Genomic DNA, 23043 nt, shown 5'->3' with positions numbered 1-23043 from the left:
CCATAATGAAATGCCAAATATTTTAGCATTTCATCTGTCTATCTCAAAACAAATCCGCACATTTGCACATCTGTAATCTGCACATCTAAATCAAATGGCTAAAACCAAGATCGCTTACTTTTGCCAGAGCTGTGGCTACGAATCGCCTAAATGGCTGGGTAAATGTCCATCATGCGGGCAATGGAATACTTTTGCTGAGGAAATACTCGAGAAAGCCAATGCTTCGGTGCCCGACTGGAAGGCAAGCGCATCAACCAGCCTGCAACGCGCTAACAAGCCGGTACCGGTATCTGAGATAACTTTTAGCGAAGAGCACCGCCTGCTGACCCCTGATGCCGAATTTAACCGCGTATTGGGCGGCGGCATAGTAGCCGGCTCATTAGTACTGATCGGCGGGGAGCCGGGCATCGGTAAATCAACGCTGATGCTGCAGCTTGCGTTGAACATGCCTAACCTTAAAGTACTCTATGTATCGGGCGAAGAAAGCGACAGACAGATAAAAATGCGGGCGGAAAGATTGACAGCCCCCCATGATGATAAAAATAAATCCGAAATTGAAAATTCGAAATCCGAAATTAAGGGTGCCTATATATTAACCGAAACTTCTACCCAAAATATTTTTAAGCAAATAGAGCAGTTGCAACCCGAACTGGTGGTGATCGATTCGATACAGACGCTGCATTCGGCACATATTGAGTCGACACCGGGCAGTGTATCGCAGGTGCGTGAGTGTACGGCTGAATTATTGCGTTTCGCTAAGGAAACCTCAACCCCGGTTTTCCTGATCGGCCACATCACCAAGGATGGCATGATAGCAGGACCTAAGATATTGGAACACATGGTTGATACCGTATTGCAGTTTGAGGGTGACAGGCATCACGTTTACCGCATTTTAAGGGCTGTTAAAAATCGTTTTGGTTCAGCATCTGAGTTAGGTATATACGAGATGTTGGGCGAGGGCCTGCGTGAGGTATCCAACCCATCCGAAATATTACTTTCACAGCGCGATGAACCATTGAGCGGTGTAACCATATCGGCCACTTTAGAGGGCATGCGACCTATGCTGATCGAAACGCAGGCTCTAGTAAGCACATCGCCTTACGGTACACCGCAACGTACGGCTACCGGCTTTGATACCAAGCGTATGAATATGCTGCTTGCCGTGCTTGAGAAGCGCTGTGGCTTTAAGTTAGGAGCTAAAGACGTATTCCTGAATATTACAGGCGGCATCCGGGTGGAAGACCCGGCTATTGACCTTGGGCTGGCCGCCGCCATTATTTCCTCACATGAGGATATGCCTATTGGTACCAAGGTGTGTTTTGCGGGTGAGATAGGCCTCTCGGGTGAGATAAGGGCTGTTAACCGCGTAGAGCAGCGTATTGCCGAAGCGCAGAAATTAGGGTTCGAGCAAATTTTCATCTCAAAATACAACCTGCCAAAGGCCGGCGATAAAAAGCGTGTCGATTTTTCGCGTTATACAATTGATGTTAAAACTGTAGGTAATATAGAAGAGGTATTTTCATTATTATTCGGATAAATAATTGTCGCTGTTATAAAGTTGGCAAACAAAATTGCGTTCATCAATATTAAATGCTCATTTACATTAATCATGAAACGTATATTTTTAATCGCCTTTAGCCTGATAATTTTTGCCTGTACGTGCCCTGCTTCGGCACAAACGCCTAAAACACCGGCCGGCAAAACGTTGTACAATACCATCATCGGGTTAGATAAACAGGTATTTGATGCTTACAACAAATGCGATCTGGACAAATTTGAAGACCATTTTGCCAGTGACGTTGAGTTTTTTAATGACCGTACCGGCTACACCTCATCACGGCATGACCTGATGAAAACCATGCGCACCATGTGTGAGAATGGTGGTATGGAGCGTGTGCTGATCAGCGCCCAGGTTTATCCGTTGGATTTTTATGGCGCTGTTGAAACCGGCACAAGCAAGTTTTATAAAGTAACTGGCGGCAGGCGTAAGCTGGTATATACCGCACGCTTTGTACACGTTTGGAAACAGGATGACGATGACGGCTGGAAGATTGTAAGGGTAATTAGTTACGATCATAAATCCAAATAAAACCATACCCGCAGCACATTGTTATTTGAGTATGAAAGCATGGCGATTATCTCTCATAATACTATTTTTAGCAGTAACATCAGCAACATTTGCCCAGAAGGTAGCTTTGCCGCACGGCATGGTTTTCGGCAGTAAAGCGGATACGGCCAATGGCATTGATGCCGACAGGTTAAGGCAGTATATTGGCGAAAAAAAACGGATCACTACCGTTATAAAAGGCACCATAGAACAGGTAACCGAAGAAAAAGGCGGCTGGTTTATACTCAAAACTAAAGGCGAGCCAATCTACGCCCATTTTGAGGATTATAACGTAACCCTGCCCTCCCAAATAAAAGGCCGGGTGGTAATTATAACAGGTGTAGCCAAACGGGAGTTCACGGCCGACGATCATCAGCACTTTGCAGGCGATACGATAACCTATAAAACCAACTCAAAAATGAGCAAGGCCATTACTTTGGAAGTTAAAGGGTTAATGATCTATCAGTAGATAGCCGTAATTTACAGCCTCTCTATTTAAACCATTTCCGGCTGGCTACCAATAACCCAAACTCCTCTGAAGGATTTTTCTCTGTTGATTTATGATGGATCTTATGTGCCCTGCGTATGCCTGACAGGTAACGGTTACGGCTTTTAAAGGCTTTGAAACGGTTATGAATAAACCAGTCGTGAAATATAAAGTAGATGGTGCCGTATACGCTGATGCCGGTGCCTATCCAAAAGCGGTAATCTAAGGTGGTATGCCCCAGCCACATCAGCCATAGAGCTAAAACCGCGAAGCCTATACTAAATACATCATTCAGCTCAAACCAGCCATGCCGCTGCTGATGGTGCGTTTTATGGATAAACCACAGCGGCCCATGAAACAGGTATTTATGTATAAACCACGAGAAAGCCTCCATAAATGCTATGGTGGCTATGGTTATGGCTATGTTGATGAGGATTGGCATGTAAATGAGTTGGAGCAATATGCTCCTATTTTAAGTGTTCTGTTGGCAATTTTGTTTTTTTAAAATTCACCTCCTCTTGTCATTTCAATCGAGGTACGAGGAGAATCTTTCGCTTTGATCACCTCACTCCAGCCCTCTCCTAAAGGAGAGGGAGTTTTAAAGCCCTTGTACATAAACAAACAAATTATCCTGCATCGGAATAACATTATAAAGTAAGAAGCGGTTGCAATAAGCCCAATTAAACTTACTGCAACCGCTACGAATATCTGCCAATTAAAAATTAAATATGTATCGCCCGGTTACCGGTTGCGGCAAGGCAGGCTTCGCGCATGGCTTCGGTATAGGTTGGGTGCGCGTGGCTGGTGCGGGTAACGTCCTCGGCAGATGCACGGTACTCCATAGCTAATACGGCTTCGGCAATCATATCCGCGGCGCGTGGGCCTATCATGTGTACGCCTAATATCTCGTCGGTAGCGGCATCAGCCAATACTTTAACAAAACCATCCAGATCGCCGCTGGCACGTGCACGGCCGCTGGCCTTGAATGGGAATGACCCGGTTTTGTATTTGGTGCCTTTTTCTTTCAATTGCTCTTCGGTAAAGCCAACGCTGGCTACTTCCGGCCACGTGTAAACTACGCCCGGTATCAGGTTATAATTAATGTGTGGTTTTTGCCCTGCAATAATCTCAGCTACAAAAGTACCTTCATCTTCGGCCTTATGGGCCAGCATCGCGCCTTTAATCACGTCGCCAATCGCGTAAACACCTTTAACGCTGGTTTCCAGGTGCTCGTCAACGGTGATCTTGCGGCCACGCTCCTCAACAGTAAGACCAATGTTTTCCAGTCCTAAGCCGTCGGTATAAGCAATACGGCCTACGGCTACCAGGCAGTAATCACCTTTAAGCTCTTTCTTTTCGCCTTTAGGGCTGTCAAAAGTAACGGTAACCTCTTCACCTGCTACGGTAGCGCCGGTAACTTTGTGGCCCAAATAAAACTCCATACCCAGTTTGCTCAGCACTTTTTGCAGCTCTTTGCCCAGGCTTTTATCCATAGTCGGGATGATGCCATCCATAAACTCGATAACCGATACCTTGGCACCTAAGCGTGCATAAACCGAACCCAGCTCTAAGCCGATAACACCACCGCCAATAAGCACCAGATGCTTAGGTACTTCTTTAAGGGTTAAGGCCTCGGTAGAGGTAATGATGCGTTGTTTGTCTATCTTGATAAAAGGCAGTGCCGATGGTTTTGAACCGGTGGCGATTATCACATTTTTGGTGGTCAGCTCCTGCGTGCTTTTATCCTCTTTGGTAACTACAATGGTGTTTTTATTCTTGAATGAGCCCACACCCTGATGAACGTCGATCTTGTTTTTCTTCATCAGGTAAGCAATGCCGCTGGTATTGGCCGTCACCACTTCTTCTTTACGTTTTATCATTTGGCCAAAATCAATGCCCAGATTATCCAGGTTGATGCCGTGCGTTTTAAAGGTATGCGCGGCATTGTGGTAATGCTCAGATGAATCGAGCAGGGCTTTTGACGGGATGCAACCTACGTTTAAGCAGGTGCCGCCAAGCGTGCTGTATTTTTCAATGATAGCGGTTTTTAAACCCAGTTGGGCGCAACGTATAGCAGCCACATAGCCACCCGGCCCCGACCCTATTACGATAACATCATATTGCATAATTCTTGTGTTTTATTACGAGGCAAAGTTAAAACATTAAATGCTGGTATTGAAACTAAACCACCCCTAATGTACCCCTTTTATACCCCTGGTTGACAATAGGACAGCATACCACATAATTTGTTTGTTACAGTTTTGCCCCGTTAGCGCAGCATCTCTCCGCTTTGCTATATTATTACTATTTTAGATGCATTAACTGCACACTCAAATTTATCGACCAAGTGAAAAGAATCACCCTACTGTTTTTAATGGCGGTATCTGTTTGCCATGCTGCCTTCGCACAGCAAGACTATGTTAAGGAGCACTTTACCAAAAAGGATGTTTACATCACCATGCGCGATGGGGTGAAGCTCTTTACCTCTATCTATACGCCAAAGGATGCCACAAAGCAGAACAAGTACCCGATAATGATGCACCGCACCTGTTACAGCATTGGCCCGTACGGTGCTGATAAATATCCCGGACGGCTTGGCCCATCAGCAGAGATCATGAAAGAAGGGTACATTTTTGTTTACCAGGATGTGCGCGGCCGCTACAAAAGCGAAGGCACCTGGACCAATATGACCCCGGTTATCGACAATAAAAAAGGCAAGACCGACGTGGATGAAGGGTCTGACACGTATGACACCATCGACTGGCTGATCAAGAATGTTACCGGCAACAATGGCCGTGTGGGGCAATACGGTATATCGTACCCTGGGTTTTATACCGCGGCGGGCATCCTGTCAAACCACCCGGCGTTGAAAGCCTCGTCACCGGGCGCGCCTATATCTGATTTTTGGTTTGATGATTTTCATCATAACGGAGCCTTTATCGAGAGCTACTTTTTTACCTTCCCTGTATTTGGTGTGCCTAAGGGCAAGGCCGATACTACAGGCGCGTCATGGTTCGCCAATAAAATGATCAATCCCGGTACACGCGATGGCTACCAGTTTTTGCTTGATCTGGGTCCCCTTAAAAATGCCGAAAAATATTATAAAGACAACTTTTTTTGGCAGGAAACCATTGACCACCCCAACTATGATGAATTTTGGCAGAAACGTGGTTTGCTAAAACACTTCGACAATAAATCAAAAGCCGCGGTGATGACGGTTGGCGGCTGGTTTGATGCCGAGGATCTTTCGGGCCCGCTGAATATTTACAAAACCATCGAGAAAAAAAATCCATCAGCGTATAATACCATCGTGATGGGGCCTTTCGGGCACGGCCGCTGGTCGCAGGAAACAGGGCATACGTTGCATAGCAACGTATATTTTGGCGATAGCATAGCTACCTTTTATCAAAAGGAGATAGAGGCTAAATTTTTCAGGCACTTTTTAAAAGGCAAAGGCGATAAAGCTACCGGCCTGCCCGAAGCCTATATGTTTAATACCGGCAAAAAGGAATGGGCTACTTTTGATAAATGGCCTGCCGCCAATGCCGAGCACAAGAAATTCTATTTAGCCGCCGATGGCAAACTGGCCGACACGCAGCCGGCCACACCAGGCTCGGTAAGCTACATCAGCGACCCGATGAAGCCGGTGCCTTACACCGAGGATAACTCCAGCACCGCAGGCTTTACGCCATTTGGTTACATGAGCGAGGATCAGCGTTTTGCAGGCCGCAGGCCGGATGTATTGGTTTACCAAACCGATGTTTTAACGGATGATGTTACCCTGGGCGGCGAAATTATGGCTAACCTTAAAATTGCCACCACCGGTACTGATGCCGACTTTATTGTAAAGCTGATAGACGTTTACCCGCCCGATGAGGCTAACCATGCCTTTATGCCTAACAAGAGCATTATACTAAGCAATTACTGGCAAATGGTACGGTCGGAAGTGATGCCGGCACGTTTCCGCAAGAGCTTTGAAAAACCGGAAGCACTTGTTGCCGGGCAAAAAGCTGATGTGAACTTCCGTTTGCAGGACGTATTGCACACCTTTAAAAAAGGCCACCGTATTATGGTGCAGGTACAAAGCACCTGGTTCCCGATAGTGGCGCGTAACCCGCAAAAATTTGTGGAGAACCCTTACAAAGCCAACGAAAGCGATTACATAAAAGCTACCGAAACCGTATTTAACGATAGCTTTATTGATGTACAGATTATAAAATAACATCGTCAAAAATGGCTCAAAGCAAATCTATATCTGAAAAGTTACTCATCCGAAAGGAAAACAAAGAGCGTGTACAAATTACAAGGAAGGTGGCCAAAGGCACTTTAAAAATAACTAACGGATACATCCTTGATTTTTCTGACAATTTGGTTTTAATACACGAGTCGGATGATTTTAAAATAGATGGTTATGTAATTATTCCGGTTGAACAGATCAAGAAAGTTCGATTTAACAAGGGTGACAAATATTTTGACCTTATGTTAAAAAAGGAATCTATTGCTGATAGCGTAGGCACAAAATATAGTGTGGATCTTGAAGATTGGCCGTCAGCTTTTCAATCGCTGCAAAGCCACAGTAAAAGTGTGATTATACAATGTGAACATCCGGAAGTAGATACATTTAGTATTGGCCCGATTGAAAAAGTAAAGAGGAAACACATCCATATTAAAAACTTTGATGTTGAAGGCTATTTAGACAATGAACCAACCTCTATCGATTACGCATCTATAACCTATGTTGCTTTCGACATGGAATACATCAATATTTTCAGTAAATATTTACGAATAAGAGAAAAAAAGAAATAATGAAACTTAGATCAGGCATTGCCTTGTTATGCGCGTTTATAGGTTTGGGCTCGACAGCTCAGGCTCAGTTAATGCAGAAAAAGAACGATTTTACCCGTGCCGATACGTTGCGCGGTATGCTTACGCCGCTGCGTACCTGTTACGATATTAACTACTATCACCTGGATGTTAAGTTCAATATCGACCAGAAATTTATCAGCGGCAGCAACTTGTTTAAATTTACGGCTACTGATGATTTTACCAAATTACAGTTTGACCTGTACGATAACCTGAAGGTTGAAAAGGTAACTTATAAAGGTAAAGAGGTGCCGTTTACCCGGGAGTTTAACGCAGTGTTCGTTACCTTCCCGAAAGCCATCAAAAAAGGCAGTAAGGATGAGTTTACTGTTTATTATTCAGGCAATCCTACCATCGCCAAAAACGCCCCCTGGGATGGCGGCGTAGTATTTACGGCCGACTCATTAGGTAAACCCTGGGTAGCTACAGCCTGCCAGGGCGCGGGTGCCAGCATCTGGTGGCCAAACAAAGATCACCAGGCCGACGAGGTGGATAGTATGCTCATCAGCATCAGTGTACCAAAAGGTTTAAAGGATGTATCAAACGGTCGTTTACGTAAGGTAACTGAGTTAAAGGATGGCTATACCCGTTTCGACTGGATCGTTAAAAACGCGATCAATAATTATGATGTTGCCGCCAATATTGGCGATTATGCCAACTGGACCGACAGCTATGCTGGCGAAAAAGGCAAGCTCGACCTGAGCTTTTGGGTATTGAGCTATAACCTGGCCAAAGCTAAAGTTCACTTTGCTGAGGATGTAAAACCTATGTTAAAAGCTTTTGAACATTGGTTTGGCCCGTATCCGTTTTACGAGGATAGCTATAAACTGGTTGAAACCCCTCACCTGGGCATGGAGCACCAAAGCGCGGTGGCCTATGGTAACAAATACAAAAAGGGATATTTGGGTATGGATATGTCGGGCACCGGCTATGGCACCAAGTGGGATTACATTATTGTGCACGAGAGCGGGCACGAGTGGTTTGGCAATAACATTACCTCAAAAGATATTGCAGATATGTGGATACACGAGAGCTTTACCACTTATAGCGAAGGCATATATACCGAGAGCCGCTGGGGCAAGCAAGCCGGACAGGAGTATATACACGGGCTGCGTAACGGCATATCAAACGGGAGCCCTATTATAGGTCCTTATGATGTAAATAAGGAAGGATCGGGTGATATGTACCCTAAGGGTGCCAATATGCTGAACATGATACGTACCATTGTTAATGATGATGAAAAATGGCGCGGTATACTGCGTGGCTTGGGCAAAACCTTCTACCACAAAACGGTTACTTATGATGATGTGACCAAATACATCAGCGAGCAAGCCGGTATTGATCTATCTACAGTATTTGAGCAGTATTTGAAACATACCACCTTGCCTATATTGGAGCTGGTTAATATTCGCGGCAAAGTATATGCCCGTTGGATTGCGGAAACACCGCATTTTGCCATTCCGGTACGCATTCGCATAAAAGGCGGAGAATATAAAATGGTGAATGTTAACAGGGGCTTATCGCCGCTCGCGCTTGATGGCGCTACAAAAGATAATGTTGAGGTGGACACCTTTAACTACTATATAGGCGTATTGCAGGAATAATCAGTTTCCTGCAATAACGCTTTTACTCATTCAAAAGGTCGGGACGGCGGGTTTTGGTACGCTCCAAAGCCTGCTCAAACCGCCATTTCTCAATTTCGGGCGTGTTACCGCTCAATAAAATATCGGGTACCTTATGGCCGTTCCAGTCGGCCGGGCGGGTATAAACCGGGGCATCCAGCAGGTCGCCCTGAAAGGAGTCGGACAAGGCAGAGGTTTCGTCGCTCAACACACCCGGTATAAGCCTAACAACCGAATCAACCAATACCGCCGCGGGCAGCTCACCGCCTGATAGTACATAATCGCCAATGCTCATTTCGCGGGTAACATACAGATCGCGTACACGCTGGTCAATCCCCTTATAGTGCCCGCAGAGGATCATGATATTGCCTTTTACCGATAGCTGGTTGGCAATGTTTTGGTTAAGCGTTTCACCGTCAGGGGTCATAAATATCACCTCGTCATACTCGCGTTCAGCTTTTAGTTTTTCGATGCAGGCCGCGAAGGGCTCGATCATCATCACCATACCGCTGCCGCCGCCGTAGGGGTAGTCGTCAACACTTTTATGCTTGTTGGTGGCATAATCGCGCAGGTTGTGTACATGAATTTCGGCTATGCCCTTTTTTTGGGCACGCAACAAAATAGAATGTGCAAAAGGACTCTCGAGCAAACCCGGCAAAACGGTAAGAATATCAAAACGCATAGGGGCAAAGATAGTGATTAGTGGGCAGTGATTAGAGATTGGTGGTTGGTGATCGGTAGTTAGAGATCAGTATAAGTGGGTTTTTCAACTAATCTCTAACCACCATCCACTAATCTCCAAAACTTAATCCTCCTCTTCCAAAATAAAAACAGCCTCCACCGGTTTTTCAAACACTCGGGCAATCTTTAAGGCCAGCACGGTTGAGGGTACATATTTATTACTCTCAATGGTGTTTATAGTTTGGCGCGATACGCCGATCAGTTCGGCCAGTTCGCCCTGGGTCATGTTCTTAATGGCGCGTTCTACGCGCAGGTTATTCTTCATGCGCTTAATCGGTATTTTTTAGTGAACGGTTTAGCTGATAGATAGCCCATTTAAAGCGAACGATAAAGAACAGCAGCGGTGTAAATATAAAATGTGCCGCCACGCCCAGCATAACATGCCATCTGTCAATAAATACAATACACAAAGCCAGTATAGCATAGTTAAAGTAAATAGACCATTGCAACGAGTCGAGGCGGAGCTGCGCTATTTGCTCATCTTCTATGCGCTCTTTTGAAAAAGCTACAAGGAATAAGCCGCCAAGCCATAGCAGTACAGCAACGTCATGCAGTACCTCGTTGATTTGAAAGGTAGTATCGCCCTGCATTACATCTATACTATCTTTATAGTGGTAATTCAGCGCAGCAACTACAAAACCCATAATAAAAAGCAAAGCCCCGATCAGGCTCCACTTGTGCGGAAAAAGAAAACGTGATTTCATATAATGTAAAGTTTGATTTACCAAAAGTAAAACAAACTTTACAAATGTCAAATATTTGACATTTTTTTATTCCATATACACATCCAACAAACCATCCGGCAGTTCAATGTACAATTCACCGTCCTCGGTATTGATGCCTTTAATGGTAGCCTCGTTAAGTGGGAACAGCACCTCGCGGTTATTGTAACGTACGGTTGCGATGATCTGCTGCGGGTATTCCAGCACATCGGTTATTTCGCCCAACTCGCCGTGGTTGTCATCAATAGCGATGAAGCCTTTAACATCCATCAGGGTAAACTCTTCCTTTTTCTTTTTTGGCTTTAGCTTACCGGCCAGGTATACATCCTTTTTTACCAGGATCGATGCCTTTTCAATCGTGTCCACATCCTCCAGGTTAAGGTAACATACGTTTTGCATGGGATATTTTACGGAGGCCACAAAGTAAGGCACCTGCTTACCGGCTATCTCAACAAATAACGAGTTGAACTTAATCGCATCCAAATTATCAAAATCAACATAAAGTTGCATCTCGCCTTTTAGTCCGCGGGTTTTTGATATAGTACCTATCCTGAAGTTTTCCTGCTTGCTCATGGGGTAATTAATGTAAACAACAATGGCGATGACCGTTTAGGGTACATCGCCATCATTTAAAATTTTTGCGAAGAATAATTATTCAGCGTTTTCGCTTGTTTCTTCAGTAGCGGTTTCAGCAGCTTCTTCAGTTGCAGGAGCTTCTTCTTCAGCTACAGGAGCATTTTTAGCAGCGATAGCGGCAGCTCTGTCTTCTTTCTTTTTAGCTTCAGCAGCTAAAGCAGCTTTACGGGCATCATCCTTAGCCGAAGCCAGGTTTGATTTTTTACCTGTGATCTTGCCTTCTTTCTGGTCAACCCACTCAGCAAATTTAGCATCAGCTTGTTCCTGAGTTAAAGCGCCTTTAGTTACACCACCTTTTAAGTGTTTTTTGTACATAACACCTTTGTACGAAAGGATAGCACGGCAGGTATCAGTTGGCTGTGCGCCGTTATCAACCCATTCAAAAGTTTTATCAAAGTTGATGTCAATTGTAGCCGGGTTGGTGTTTGGGTTGTATGAACCTAAACGCTCAATAAAACGGCCATCGCGTGGTGCACGTGAGTCGGCTACCACAATGTAGTAAAAAGGCTTACCTTTTTTACCATGTCTTTGCAATCTGATCTTAGTTGCCATGTTTTAATATAAATTATGTATTCAACATTCCCCCGGAGTTTTCTTTCAGCGGGGACGCAAAGGTACTAAAAAATACAATTCGTAATAGCCTTATTTTCAAATTAAAATAAATGGCAAACAATACCGCCGCAACGTGTATTTTTAACACCATGGAGAGAAAACTACGACTTGCCATTGATATGGACGAGGTACTGGCCGACACCATTGGCAAATTTATAACCGTTTACGAACAGCGACATCAAACCATTGTAAAGCTGGAAGACCTGCCCGGCAGAGAATTTCGCGAGGTATTGCCTGAAGCCCTGCGCGACAGCCTGCGTGTTTATATTAACGAGCCGGGCTTTTTCAGGGACATCCCGGTGATGGAGGGCGCTTATGAGGTGGTTGAAAAACTGCACGAAAAGTATGACCTGTATATTGTATCGGCAGCTATGGAGTTCAAAAACTCGCTGGCTGATAAGCTGGAGTGGCTGAATGAACATTTCCCATTTATCTCATGGACCAACATTGTTTTTTGCGGGCATAAAATTGTGGACGTAGATATTTTGATAGACGACCGTATTAAGAACTTTGTAAACTTTGAAGGCCGCAAACTTTTGTTTACCTCGCCGCATAACCTGGCCATACATGATTATGAGCGGGTGAATAGTTGGAAAGAGGTGGCTGATCTGTTACTGTGATAAAACAATAAAGGCTTTTGCAGTTGATGCAAAAGCCCTTCTTGTTTTATGATTACTCGCTTTACAGCGAAAGTATCTCTACCAGCTTCACCATATTGGCATCCAGCTTGTTCGAATTCTTTTTGCATGCCTGATCAAACGGCGTAAAGGTTATTTCGCCATTGATGATGCCTGCCATTTCACCTTTGCGGCCGGCTTTTAAAGCTTCAACCGCGGCAAAACCAACCTGGCTTGCCAGCACCCTATCCATACAGGTAGGTTTGCCTCCACGTTGTATGTGGCCCAGTATAGATACGCGTGTATCAATCTGCGGAAATTTCTCTTTAACGATATTACCGATCTCGAAAGCGCCGCCCTCGCGGTCACCTTCAGCAACCATTACAATACGTGATGATTTATCCTTGCGGCCATGCTCAAGGCGATAAAGTAGTGAAGGCAGGTCTTCAGAGCTTTCCGGTATAAGCACAACTTCAGCACCAGACGCAACACCGGTACGCAGGGCAATTAATCCTGAATCGCGGCCCATTACCTCTACAATAAACAAACGGTCGTGCGATTCAGCCGTATCGCGAATCTTATCTACCGCGTTAATTACGGTATTAATGGCGGTATCATAGCCGATGGTATAATCAGTACCTATCAGGTCGTTATCAATAGTACCGGGCAAACCAATAACAGGGATGCCGTACTCGTCGCCCAGCAACCTGGCTCCAGTAAAAGTACCATCGCCACCAATAGCCACTAAGGCATCTACCTTATGTTTTTTAAGTTGATAATATGCCAGCTTACGGCCTTCGGGAGTTTTAAATTCCTCACTGCGGGCAGATTTTAGGATGGTACCGCCGCGTTGTATAATGTTTGAAACTGATTTGCGGTTCATGGGCTCATACTCGCCGTTTATCATGCCCTCATAGCCACGGCGAATACCGGTAACCTGAAAATCATAGTATAAAGCTGTACGCACAACCGCCCTGATGGCAGCGTTCATGCCCGGCGCGTCGCCGCCCGACGTAAATACGCCAATGTTTTTTATCTCACTCATTTTTTATTCTTGTAGGCAGCAATTCCGCTGTCCAAAAATTTAATGTAACTCTCAATGTTCCAATTAACCCCGGATGGTTGTATCGGCTGTCCGTTAGCATCATTCAACAAATTGCCATCGCTATCCAGCAATACATAAAATGGCTGCGAATTAGCATTAAAACGAGATGCCTGAAGGTCGCTCCATTTTGCGCCTAATGTAGTTATTTTTTTGCCACTGAAGTCAGATATATATACTTCGTTGGGCTTTAGCGTTGTTTTTTCGTCAACGTATAACTGCAGCAAAACATATTCATCACGCAGGCGCTTAAAAACTTCAGGATCTTCCCACACATCATTTTCCATTTCACGGCAGTTAACGCAGTTCCAGCCGGTAAAATCAATCATGATGGGCTTTTTTAACTGCTTTGAAACCAGCATGGCCTGCTCATAATCATACCAACTGTCAATGCCCCTAACACGTGCACGGGTAAATATGTCATTGTATTTTTTTTCGCCGACGGATACCGTTTGCGTATTGGGTGGCACGGCTGTACCTGCACTGGCCGAAAGGAAAAAGTCCTGCGTGGCAGGGGGCGGTAAAAACGCGCTGATTGATTTAAGCGGCGCACCCCATAAACCCGGTATCATGTAAACTACAAATGCGAATACAACAACGGCAAATAACGTTCGCGGCACAGACAAATAAGCAACATCGCTATCATGCGAAAATTTGATCTTACCGAGCAGATATAATCCCATCAGCAAGAAGATCGCAATCCATAATGAAAGGAACACCTCACGGTCAAACCAATCCCAATGATATGCCAGGTCAACGTTTGATAAAAACTTTAAAGCGAAGGCCAGTTCTAAAAAACCTAACACTACCTTAATGCTATTTAACCAACCGCCTGATTTTGGCAGGCTTTTTAATGATGATGGAAACAATGCAAATAAAGTAAAAGGCAAAGCAAGCGCTATTGAAAAACCAAGCATACCTATCGCCGGGCCTAAACGTGCACCTTTTGATGCAGCCTCAACCAATAATGTACCTATGATAGGGCCGGTACATGAAAACGATACTACAACCAGGGTAGCCGCCATAAAGAATATGCCGGTAAGGCCGCTCTTGTTTGAACTTTCATCAAGCTTATTGGCCAGCGAACTGGGTAAGGTAATTTCGAATGCACCCAAAAAGGAAATGCCAAACACAACCAAAAGCAGGAAAAAGAAAAAGTTAAATATACCGTTGGTGGAGAGCGCATTTAACGCATCGGCACCGAATATTAGGGTAACCAACATGCCCAGCAGCACATAAATTATAATGATGGACAGCCCGTAGATCATGGACTGCGTTATGCCTTTAGCCCTTGAGCCTGCTTTTTTTGTAAAAAAGCTAACCGTAAGCGGTAACATAGGATATATACAAGGCATGCTTACAGCAACCAGGCCTCCTAAAAAACCGGCAATAAATATCTGCCAAAGGGTTTGTTTTGCCTCTTTAGGTGCACTTACCGGTGCTTTAGCAACTTCCGCCTTTTTAACCGTATCTGTTTTTTGTTTAGCCTTAGCAGCGGCCAGGCTATCGGCGGCAGTAGGTATGTCCGTAAATTCCAGTCCATCTGTTGAGGCTGTATCCTGTGCTTTAACGTTCGCCGTAAATGCAAATGAAATGGAGCCAACAATCAGTATAAATAACAGGCGCTTGAGCGACGTTGTGAGCGTAATCATCGTTTTAAGGGGCACTATTATTTAACAGGTATGCTAAAAGCTACTTCTTCCGGTGGCAAGCACTTCATGTCATTACAGGTCATGTATTCCAGTTTGCCTTTAACGGTTGTGGCCTTGGCCGATTTTAGTTTTATTTTTTGCTGAAATATTACCGCCTTTTCAAAATAGGTAACATCCATGCTAAATACTTTTTCATACTTGGTGATGCCTTTTGGCTCGGTAGTTTTACCAACCGGCGTAAAATCCTTTGAGGCGGCAAAGGTGAACGATGTTTTATTAGGGCCGCCTTCTTTTACATTTTGCGAGTAGATGTGCCAGCCCTCTTCCATAGTGGCTTTAAAAAACACAACAGCTTCGGTTTTACTTACCCTTTTGGCGGCATAGCTCCATTTTACGGGGGTTTCTATCTGCGCGAAAGCGCTTGCTGATAGCATAATGGCGGCAAATAATACCAGTAATTTTTTCATGTAGTCGAGTTTAAAAATTCTATTTCCTTGAGGTCAAACGTTAATTCTTCAGTTTCATTTTGCAGTACCAGCAAACCGTTAGGTGTAACCCCGGTTATAGTGGCCTCAAAAATATAATTATTTGACTTGAATTGCCGCTTTTCGTTTAATCCGTACAGATATCCTATGTATTCGTTACGTAACTCCTGCACCTTACCGGCCTTCAATTCCAGGTAAGCAGCCTCAATTCCGCTGCAAAGGTCTGAAAGTAAAGCTTTCAAATCATAATCTGTATGTAAGATTTGTCTTACCGAAGATGCATTGGTAACATCCGGCGGGAAACTATCCTGATTAACGTTTAGCCCTATACCTACTATGGCGTGTTTAATGGCATTTGAAAATAAAATGTTTTCAATTAAAATCCCACCCACCTTATAATCGTCATAGTATATATCATTGGGCCACTTAATTTTTAATGGGTTGCCCAATATTGGTTTAAGTGCACGCTGTATGCCCACGCTAACAGCGCGATTAAGGTCAAATTGTTTATTGATGTCTAAAAAAACGGGATTGAGCAGTATGCTGGCAGTAATATTTTTACCGGGCTGCGCGTACCAGGTGTTTTGCCTTTGGCCGCGGCCGGCAAACTGTTCTTCTGCCATAATGACTGTACCCTCAGTCACTGGCGTGGAATTTGACAGTAAATTCTTTAGGAATGTATTGGTTGAGTCAACTTGTTTAAGAGTTACTAAATTTTGGCCAACAAATAATCCTGAAAATATGTTACTTTGCAATGTATAATATTCTGTATATTAAAATCGTTCAAAACTAATTCTTTTTAATGGTAAAAAATAAAGCGATAAATGAATCCGCTTACATTTCTGAATTAGCCATACACGGCATCCAGGAAAAAAAAGGGAATGATATAGTGAGGTTAGACCTTCGGAACATATTCAGTTCAGTTTCTGATTACTTTGTAATATGCCATGCCGATTCGTCAACACAGGTACGTGCGATAGCCGGAAGTATTGAAGATGAAATATTCAAAGCCACCGGCCAGGAACCATGGCGTAAAGAAGGCTTAGAATATAGCGAATGGATATTGCTTGATTACATTGACGTGGTTGTTCACATATTCAGAACCGATAAACGTGAGTACTATGGCGTTGAAGACCTTTGGGGCGATGCCGAAATTAAAAATTACAAGAGCGCTTAAATTATACAACCATATTAAACCTTTGCCTTTTATTTAAATATTGATTGTAAGTTTGAGCAGGTATAAAACACATGAAAGATAATAAATTGGATAATCCAAAACCTATAAGAAGACTATCGAACAAGAAGATAACGCCAAAGCCCCCTAAGTTTAACCTGATGTGGCTTTACGCGGTTGTTATTATTGCGCTGTTGGTTGTACCAACCATACTCGATAATTCACAAGGCAAGCGTATTGCCTATAAACGCTTTGAAACACAAATGCTTAAACAGCGTGATGTAGAGAAGATAGAAGTTTATAAAAGCGGCGAACTGGTATATGCCGACGTTTACATAAAATCGGGCAGCTTAACCAAGCCTCAGTATGATGATGTAAAAAAAGACAAGCGCTCTATTAGCCTTAGCTCAAACGGGCCGCAGTATACTTTTACTGATGCATCAACAGAGAGCTTAAAGCAATCTATCAATGCTGCTGAAAAGGACTTGCCTGATGAGCAAAAAACACCTATTGTATACGTTCAGCACGAAAACTGGATGTCGAACTCATTATTCCAGTTCATCATCATGGGTGTGCTGCTGGTAGCTATCTGGATGTTCATCATGCGCCGCATGAGTGGCGGCGCGGGCGGTGGCCCCGGCGGCCAGATCTTCAACATCGGTAAATCAAAAGCTACCTTATTTGATAAGGAAGCCCAGGTATCTGTTACCTTTAATGATGTTGCCGGTTTAGAAGAAGCCAAGCAAGAGGTTATGGAGATCGTAGATTTCCTTAAAAACCCTAAAAAATACACTAACCTGGGTGGTAAAATTCCTAAAGGCGCGTTGCTGGTAGGGTCACCGGGTACGGGTAAAACTTTATTGGCCAAAGCCGTTGCCGGTGAGGCGCAGGTGCCTTTCTTCTCGCTATCAGGTTCTGATTTTGTGGAGATGTTCGTTGGTGTGGGTGCATCCCGTGTGCGCGACCTCTTCCGCCAGGCTAAGGATAAAGCGCCATGTATCATATTTATTGATGAGATCGACGCTATCGGCCGTGCCCGTGGAAAAAACAATATTGTAGGCGGTAATGATGAGCGTGAAAATACGCTTAACCAATTACTGGTGGAGATGGATGGTTTCGGTACCGATTCAGGCATCATCATCCTGGCGGCAACTAACCGTCCGGATGTACTGGATTCGGCCTTACTTCGCCCGGGCCGTTTTGACAGGCAGGTGTCTATTGACAAACCCGACCTGGTTGGCCGTGAGCAGATATTTAAAGTGCACTTAAAACCTGTTAAACTGGCCGAGGGTGTCGATGCTAAAAAACTATCAGCCCAAACACCGGGTTTTGCCGGTGCTGAAATTGCCAACGTTTGTAACGAGGCCGCGTTAATAGCCGCCCGTAAAAACAAAGAGGCGGTTGATATGCAGGATTTTCAGGATGCTATTGACCGTGTAATCGGTGGTTTGGAGAAAAAGAACAAGATCATCTCTCCCGAAGAAAAACGCATTGTTGCTTACCATGAGGCAGGGCACGCTATCGCGGGCTGGTTTTTGGAGCATGCTGATCCGCTGGTTAAGGTATCTATCGTACCTCGTGGTGTGGCTGCATTGGGCTATGCCCAATATCTACCCAAAGAACAGTTTTTATACACTACCGAGCAATTGCTTGATGGTATGTGTATGACTTTGGGTGGCCGTGTTGCAGAAGATATTGTTTTCAATAAAATATCAACCGGCGCACAAAACGATTTGGAGCGCATTACCAAGCTGGCTTATGCCATGGTAACCATTTATGGTATGAACCCTAAAGTTGGTAACGTATCTTTTAATGATACACAGGGCGAGTATCAGTTTAACAAGCCATATTCCGAAAAAACATCGGAGCTGATTGATGATGAAGTACGTAGCCTGATTGGCCGCGTATACGATATGACCAAACAATTGCTTATTGATAAGCGCGATGGTTTAGAAAAACTGGCTAACAAGCTGCTGGAAAAAGAAATACTTTTCCAATCAGATTTAGAAGAGATACTGGGTAAACGCCCGTTTGATAACCGTACCACTTATGATGAGTTTGTAAATGGCGTGCAGGAATCAAACCAGGAGCCGGTTGCGCAAAACCTTGTTCATGAGGGCGTAAACGATCACTCAGGTACGTTTAACCGCAATCCGGAAGAAACAGATACCAGCGGTACCAATACCGGTAATTAATATTAATAACCCATAAAAGCCATCCGCGTTAAAAACGGATGGCTTTGTTGTTTATACTGATGAAAGACATTACAACCTCTAAAGAAAAACTGCTAAAAAAAATACGCAAGGCATTGCTTGAAAAGCGGGAAAATCCGTACCCTAACTTTGAGGATCAGCCGCTTTACCCGCCTGCTGATGAAATGCTTGAAGTAATGTTTGCCGAGCAATTTACCGCCGTTGCCGGTCAGTTTGTTTTTTGTGAGGACGAGATCCAATTTATTGAGAACCTGCTTACCCTTGCCGAAGAGCGTAAGTGGCACAAAATATATTGCTGGGAGCCGGCATTGCAGCAAATGCTACAGCAGTATGAATATCCGTATTTTGAAACCGATAAGGACTTTGACCAAGCTCAGGTAGGCTTTACTTTGTGTGAGGCACTTGTGGCGCGCAATGGCAGCGTTCTGCTTTCTAATGCCGGTGCAGCAGGGCGCAGGTTAAGCATATATCCGCCGGTACACATTGTGTTGGCATACACCTCCCAAATGGTGCTCGACCTGAAAGACGGCTTTAAGCAACTGAAGCAAAAATACGGCAATAACCTGCCCAGCATGGTAACAAACGTTACCGGCCCAAGCCGTACAGCGGATATTGAGAAAACACTGGTATTAGGCGCGCATGGCCCTAAAGAGCTATTTGTTTTTCTGCTGGATGGATAGCGGATTACGTATTGCTTGAAAATCCGTATTGCTTTAATACATCAGCCGGTACACCGGCCCATTGCGGGTTAGGGGCATTGCCGGCATAGCCGATATCCTTCATCCCCATTTGTGAGGTAAAAAACCCGGTAGCTACCAGATCGCGCATGCGGTTAAAAAAGGCCACACCCTGGCGCATGGCCGGTTTTGCCTTATTAGGGTAAGCGATCTGATCGATCAGTTCAATACGCTGTTCGGGCTTGCAATCTGCAAATACAGCATTAAAGCGGTTAAGGCACTGTACATCTAACCAGCGCAGGCCGCCACGTAACGGTACCTGATGTTCGGGCTGGTCTTTAACAATAAACTCTATAAAATCGGGCACTTTAGCATCAGAGGCGCTACCTGATACCTCATCCTTCGGGATAATAATATCAGATAAAACAGTGATGGCGGCCATTTCCTGCGTAGTAAAAAAGCGCTGCGATTGTAGCAGTTTGTCACGCTCTATCTCCCAGGCTTGCCTGCCGGGGTTGGTATCTGTAGCTTGCGGTTGAGCCTGTGGTTGTGCTGCCGCAGGTGTTTCAACGGCTTTTTTTTCGGGTTTAGGTTTACATGCATCAAGCAATAAAGTAGTTGATAATGTACCCAAACCAAGGGCTTTTAACGAGTCGCGCCTGTTCATATTCCCACCAATTAAACGTTTAACTTTTTACGTTGCGATAAAATGTACTCGGCTGTACGCATGCTTAAAGCAAGTATGGTCCAAGTAGCATTTTTATCGCCCTGCTGTACAAACGGGGCGGCATCTACCACGAACAAATTCTTACAATCATGCGCCTGGCACCATTTGTTCAAAGCCGATTTTTTAGGATCGTTGCCCATGCGGATAGTACCAACCTCATGGATAATCTTGCCGGGTGCTTCAAGCCCATAGCCGGTATCAGCTCCCTTAAACTCGGCACCTAGGGCACCCATGTTATGCATAATTTCCTTAAAGGTTTCCTGCATGTGTTTGGCCTGCTTGTACTCATCAGGTGCCCACTTATAATGGAAACGCAACACAGGGATGCCATACTTATCTACCACTTCGGGGTCTATCTCACAATAGTTGTCAGCACGGGCAATGGCAGTACCGCGCCCGGCCATATATACTTCGGTGCCAAAAAAGCGGCGATAGTCGTTTTTTAAACTTGCACCGTAGCCACCGGCTTCTTTCATTTTGCCATCGGGCCCGGGTACCAGCCCGTTCTTTAGATGCATGCCCGAGCCAAAGCCGTAAGATGGCATCCGCATGCCGCCGCCATACTCAATGTGGTACCCACGCGGAAAGCCGAGTTTTTTGCTATCAAGCCACCAGGGCGAATAGATGTGAATACTGCCCACACCATCCTCATTATAACGTTTACGATCCAGCAACTGCGGCAAAAAGCCCGATGCGCTTGATCCGGTTGAATCATGCAGGTATTTGCCGACTACATTACTCTCGTTAGCCAGTCCGTTAGGGTGTGCGGTTGATTTGGAATTTAACAGTAACCTTGCCGACTCGCAGGCGCTGGCACCCAGTATTACCAATTTGGCCTTTACCTGGTACTCCAGCATATCGTCTTTACTTACATAAGATACGCCGGTTGCCTGTCCGTTTTTATCCGTCAATACCTCACGTACCATGGCGTTTGATATGACCTGCAGGTTGCCGGTTTTTAGTGCCGGTATCACCAGGCACGATGAGGATGAAAAGTCAGCATATATTTTGCAGCTACGGCCACACTGCCCGCAATAAAAACAAGCGTTTCTATCCTTGTTGCCGGGCAATGCCTCTGTAAGAATAGAACCGCGGCTCGGAATCGTAGTAACACCGGCTTTTATAGCGGCCTTTTTAATAAAAAGCTCATTCAGCCTTGGCTTCGGCGGCGGGAGGAATATGCCGTCGGGTTCGCTTTCAATGTTTTCTTTAGTGCCGAATACCCCTATCAGGCGGTCAACCTTATCATAGTACGGCTTGATCTCGTTATAAGTAATAGGCCACTCTTCGGTTAAGCCATCAGTAGGCTTAAAGTCCTTTGGCCCCATACGTAATGATATACGGCCCCAGTGATTCGTGCGCCCGCCCAGCATCCGCGAACGGAACCATTGAAAGTCTGTGCCGTTTTTGGTAGTGTAGGGTTCGCCATCCAGCTCCCAGCCACCAAAGGCGGCATCAAAATCACCAAAGGGGCGGGTAGTGCCCGCGCCGCGGCGAGGCGATTCCCAACTGAACCTAAGCTGATCGGAGTTTTTAGCCGGATCATAAAAGGGGCCGGCTTCCAGCATTAACACCTTTAAACCGGCATGAGCCAATACATAACCGGCCATGCCGCCCCCTGCACCCGACCCCACAATAACGGCATCGTATACAACGGTCGATTTTTTTATCTGAAATTCACTCATGCCTGTCCTCCCGGCTAAAAAATAATTACCGTAGCTTCAAAAGCTATTATAGTTCTTTTATCTTGATATCGCGGTAGTAAACAGTATTACCATGATCCTGCAAGGCTATATGGCCTTTATGATAGGTGGCAAACGCCGGGTAATCCTTAAACTTACTGCCATCAACAAGCTTTTTCCATTCAGGGCCCCAAAGCTGTACGTTAACCGTTTTGCTGCCATTCATCCAGAATGTAAGTTTGCCATCCTTTTGGCGGATCTTGATCGTATTCCATTCACCGGCAGGTTTTGCCTTTTTTGATGGAGCGATAATATCATATAACGATCCGGCCAGGTGGTTTGGCTGTTTGTTATCTTCGGCCTTAATATCGTCAAGTACCTGCATTTCAATACCTGTTAAAAACGAGTAGCTGTATTTCGGGTCTTCATTTACATCGAATATAATACCGCTGTTGCCACCTTCGGCAATTTTCCATTGCAGGGTAAGCTCATAGTTCTCGTACTCTTTATCGGTAACCAGATCGCCGCGGCCTTCAGCGCCGGGGTTAAGGCTCAAAGCGCCATCGGTAACAGTCCACGCGTCGCCAACTTCCTGGCCTTTATTATAGGTGTGCCAGCCGGTAGTGGTTTTACCGTCAAATAAAGATACCCAGCCGTTTTTATCCTTTGCGGGAGTAGCGGCGGTGGTTGTTGGTGCAGTTTGGGCAAATACTGTGTTGCAAAATAAAAGAGCAGCAATGCCCGGCAATAATTTTTTCATAGTTAATTTAATAAGTTTTTTGTGTGCATGTAAGCGTAGGTGCGGTAAATATATTGCTTTTTTAAATAGATGCTTTACATTTTAAAAGCAGGCATGTAAAAAAACAGATACCTTTTTTAACAACGCTGATATATAAATTCAGGTATAATAAAGCCTTTACAGTA

The 23043-nt window shown here is 44.8% G+C and carries 24 protein-coding genes; 10 read left to right on the top strand and 14 right to left on the bottom strand.

Going from position 1 to position 23043, the window contains the following annotated elements:
• Positions 1 to 94 precede the first annotated feature (94 nt).
• The 3 genes from radA to AC3WJC_RS17945 all read left to right on the top strand — a co-directional run bounded on the left by radA (position 95) and on the right by AC3WJC_RS17945 (position 2576).
• A complete protein-coding gene (gene radA, locus AC3WJC_RS17955; protein ID WP_492400495.1) occupies positions 95 to 1537 on the top strand; it encodes a DNA repair protein RadA in 1443 nt (480 codons plus the stop codon).
• A 72-nt stretch (positions 1538 to 1609) separates the two neighbouring features.
• Complete coding sequence (locus tag AC3WJC_RS17950) at positions 1610 to 2089, top strand: nuclear transport factor 2 family protein (RefSeq protein WP_492400494.1); 480 nt, start codon at positions 1610 to 1612, stop codon at positions 2087 to 2089.
• 31 nt (positions 2090 to 2120) lie between these two features.
• A complete protein-coding gene (locus AC3WJC_RS17945) occupies positions 2121 to 2576 on the top strand; it encodes a DUF4920 domain-containing protein (protein WP_492400493.1) in 456 nt (151 codons plus the stop codon).
• A gap of 22 nt (positions 2577 to 2598) precedes the next feature.
• Here AC3WJC_RS17945 and AC3WJC_RS17940 read toward each other — a convergent pair whose 3' ends face one another.
• Positions 2599 to 3036, bottom strand: coding sequence for a sterol desaturase family protein (locus AC3WJC_RS17940; protein ID WP_492400492.1), 438 nt, complete (start codon positions 3034 to 3036; stop codon positions 2599 to 2601).
• A gap of 280 nt (positions 3037 to 3316) precedes the next feature.
• Positions 3317 to 4720 (bottom strand): dihydrolipoyl dehydrogenase, encoded by a 1404-nt coding sequence (gene lpdA, locus AC3WJC_RS17935; protein ID WP_492400491.1) that lies wholly within the window; start codon positions 4718 to 4720, stop codon positions 3317 to 3319.
• Between the two features lie 221 nt (positions 4721 to 4941).
• On the opposite strand from lpdA, the gene AC3WJC_RS17930 reads away from it, so the two are divergent.
• From AC3WJC_RS17930 to AC3WJC_RS17920, 3 genes are read left to right on the top strand one after another with little or no spacing between them, the layout of a single operon-like run.
• On the top strand, positions 4942 to 6816 hold the full coding sequence (locus tag AC3WJC_RS17930) for a CocE/NonD family hydrolase (RefSeq protein WP_492400490.1): 1875 nt from the start codon (positions 4942 to 4944) through the stop codon (positions 6814 to 6816).
• Positions 6817 to 6827: 11 nt separating this feature from the next.
• Complete coding sequence (locus tag AC3WJC_RS17925; protein ID WP_492400489.1) at positions 6828 to 7400, top strand: hypothetical protein; 573 nt, start codon at positions 6828 to 6830, stop codon at positions 7398 to 7400.
• Positions 7400 to 9061, top strand: coding sequence for a M1 family metallopeptidase (locus AC3WJC_RS17920; protein ID WP_492400488.1), 1662 nt, complete (start codon positions 7400 to 7402; stop codon positions 9059 to 9061). Before AC3WJC_RS17925 ends, AC3WJC_RS17920 begins: the two co-directional genes overlap by 1 nt.
• A 22-nt stretch (positions 9062 to 9083) precedes the next feature.
• Here AC3WJC_RS17920 and trmD read toward each other — a convergent pair whose 3' ends face one another.
• From trmD to AC3WJC_RS17895, 5 genes are all read right to left on the bottom strand, one after another.
• Positions 9084 to 9761: a tRNA (guanosine(37)-N1)-methyltransferase TrmD gene (trmD, locus tag AC3WJC_RS17915; RefSeq protein WP_492400487.1), complete on the bottom strand. Its 678-nt coding sequence runs from the start codon at positions 9759 to 9761 to the stop codon at positions 9084 to 9086.
• A 123-nt stretch (positions 9762 to 9884) separates the two neighbouring features.
• Positions 9885 to 10085, bottom strand: coding sequence for a helix-turn-helix transcriptional regulator (locus tag AC3WJC_RS17910; protein ID WP_492400486.1), 201 nt, complete (start codon positions 10083 to 10085; stop codon positions 9885 to 9887).
• 4 nt (positions 10086 to 10089) lie between these two features.
• Positions 10090 to 10524, bottom strand: a complete 435-nt coding sequence (locus AC3WJC_RS17905; RefSeq protein WP_492400485.1) for a hypothetical protein — start codon at positions 10522 to 10524, stop codon at positions 10090 to 10092.
• A gap of 66 nt (positions 10525 to 10590) precedes the next feature.
• Positions 10591 to 11115 carry a ribosome maturation factor RimM gene (gene rimM, locus AC3WJC_RS17900; RefSeq protein WP_492400484.1) on the bottom strand — a complete coding sequence of 175 codons (525 nt, stop codon included), beginning with the start codon at positions 11113 to 11115 and terminating at the stop codon, positions 10591 to 10593.
• Positions 11116 to 11193: 78 nt separating this feature from the next.
• Complete coding sequence (locus tag AC3WJC_RS17895) at positions 11194 to 11730, bottom strand: 30S ribosomal protein S16 (protein ID WP_492400483.1); 537 nt, start codon at positions 11728 to 11730, stop codon at positions 11194 to 11196.
• Positions 11731 to 11879: 149 nt separating this feature from the next.
• On the opposite strand from AC3WJC_RS17895, the gene AC3WJC_RS17890 reads away from it, so the two are divergent.
• Positions 11880 to 12410 (top strand): 5' nucleotidase, NT5C type, encoded by a 531-nt coding sequence (locus tag AC3WJC_RS17890; RefSeq protein ID WP_492400482.1) that lies wholly within the window; start codon positions 11880 to 11882, stop codon positions 12408 to 12410.
• 61 nt (positions 12411 to 12471) lie between these two features.
• Here the strand turns inward: AC3WJC_RS17890 and pfkA are convergent, their stop codons facing one another.
• Genes pfkA through AC3WJC_RS17870 form a run of 4 tightly spaced genes read right to left on the bottom strand, consistent with a single transcriptional unit; the run spans position 12472 to position 16401 of the window.
• On the bottom strand, positions 12472 to 13452 hold the full coding sequence (gene pfkA, locus AC3WJC_RS17885; RefSeq protein ID WP_492400481.1) for a 6-phosphofructokinase: 981 nt from the start codon (positions 13450 to 13452) through the stop codon (positions 12472 to 12474).
• Positions 13449 to 15161 carry a protein-disulfide reductase DsbD family protein gene (locus AC3WJC_RS17880; RefSeq protein WP_492400480.1) on the bottom strand — a complete coding sequence of 571 codons (1713 nt, stop codon included), beginning with the start codon at positions 15159 to 15161 and terminating at the stop codon, positions 13449 to 13451. The genes pfkA and AC3WJC_RS17880 overlap by 4 nt, the downstream gene beginning before the upstream one ends.
• Before the next feature lie 17 nt (positions 15162 to 15178).
• A complete protein-coding gene (locus AC3WJC_RS17875) occupies positions 15179 to 15628 on the bottom strand; it encodes a protein-disulfide reductase DsbD domain-containing protein (RefSeq protein ID WP_492400479.1) in 450 nt (149 codons plus the stop codon).
• A complete protein-coding gene (locus tag AC3WJC_RS17870; RefSeq protein WP_492400478.1) occupies positions 15625 to 16401 on the bottom strand; it encodes a biotin--[acetyl-CoA-carboxylase] ligase in 777 nt (258 codons plus the stop codon). Before AC3WJC_RS17870 ends, AC3WJC_RS17875 begins: the two co-directional genes overlap by 4 nt.
• 47 nt (positions 16402 to 16448) lie before the next feature.
• Here AC3WJC_RS17870 and rsfS point away from each other — a divergent pair, with 47 nt between their 5' ends.
• From rsfS to AC3WJC_RS17855, 3 genes are all read left to right on the top strand, one after another.
• On the top strand, positions 16449 to 16823 hold the full coding sequence (rsfS, locus tag AC3WJC_RS17865) for a ribosome silencing factor (RefSeq protein ID WP_492400477.1): 375 nt from the start codon (positions 16449 to 16451) through the stop codon (positions 16821 to 16823).
• A 71-nt stretch (positions 16824 to 16894) separates the two neighbouring features.
• A complete protein-coding gene (gene ftsH / locus AC3WJC_RS17860; protein WP_492400476.1) occupies positions 16895 to 19015 on the top strand; it encodes an ATP-dependent zinc metalloprotease FtsH in 2121 nt (706 codons plus the stop codon).
• A 59-nt stretch (positions 19016 to 19074) separates the two neighbouring features.
• Entirely contained in the window at positions 19075 to 19713 is a 639-nt protein-coding gene (locus tag AC3WJC_RS17855) for a LutC/YkgG family protein (RefSeq protein ID WP_492400475.1), read from the top strand.
• Positions 19714 to 19717: 4 nt separating this feature from the next.
• Here the strand turns inward: AC3WJC_RS17855 and AC3WJC_RS17850 are convergent, their stop codons facing one another.
• From AC3WJC_RS17850 to AC3WJC_RS17840, 3 genes are read right to left on the bottom strand one after another with little or no spacing between them, the layout of a single operon-like run.
• Complete coding sequence (locus AC3WJC_RS17850) at positions 19718 to 20377, bottom strand: gluconate 2-dehydrogenase subunit 3 family protein (protein WP_492400474.1); 660 nt, start codon at positions 20375 to 20377, stop codon at positions 19718 to 19720.
• A gap of 11 nt (positions 20378 to 20388) precedes the next feature.
• Positions 20389 to 22122 (bottom strand): GMC family oxidoreductase, encoded by a 1734-nt coding sequence (locus AC3WJC_RS17845; protein ID WP_492400473.1) that lies wholly within the window; start codon positions 22120 to 22122, stop codon positions 20389 to 20391.
• Between the two features lie 46 nt (positions 22123 to 22168).
• Positions 22169 to 22879, bottom strand: a complete 711-nt coding sequence (locus AC3WJC_RS17840) for a 3-keto-disaccharide hydrolase (RefSeq protein ID WP_492400472.1) — start codon at positions 22877 to 22879, stop codon at positions 22169 to 22171.
• Between the last annotated feature and the right edge of the window lie 164 nt (positions 22880 to 23043).

It is taken from the genome of Mucilaginibacter sp. FW306-07-L, from assembly GCF_058782065.1.
This window is presented reverse-complemented; position numbering and strand designations above follow the sequence as displayed.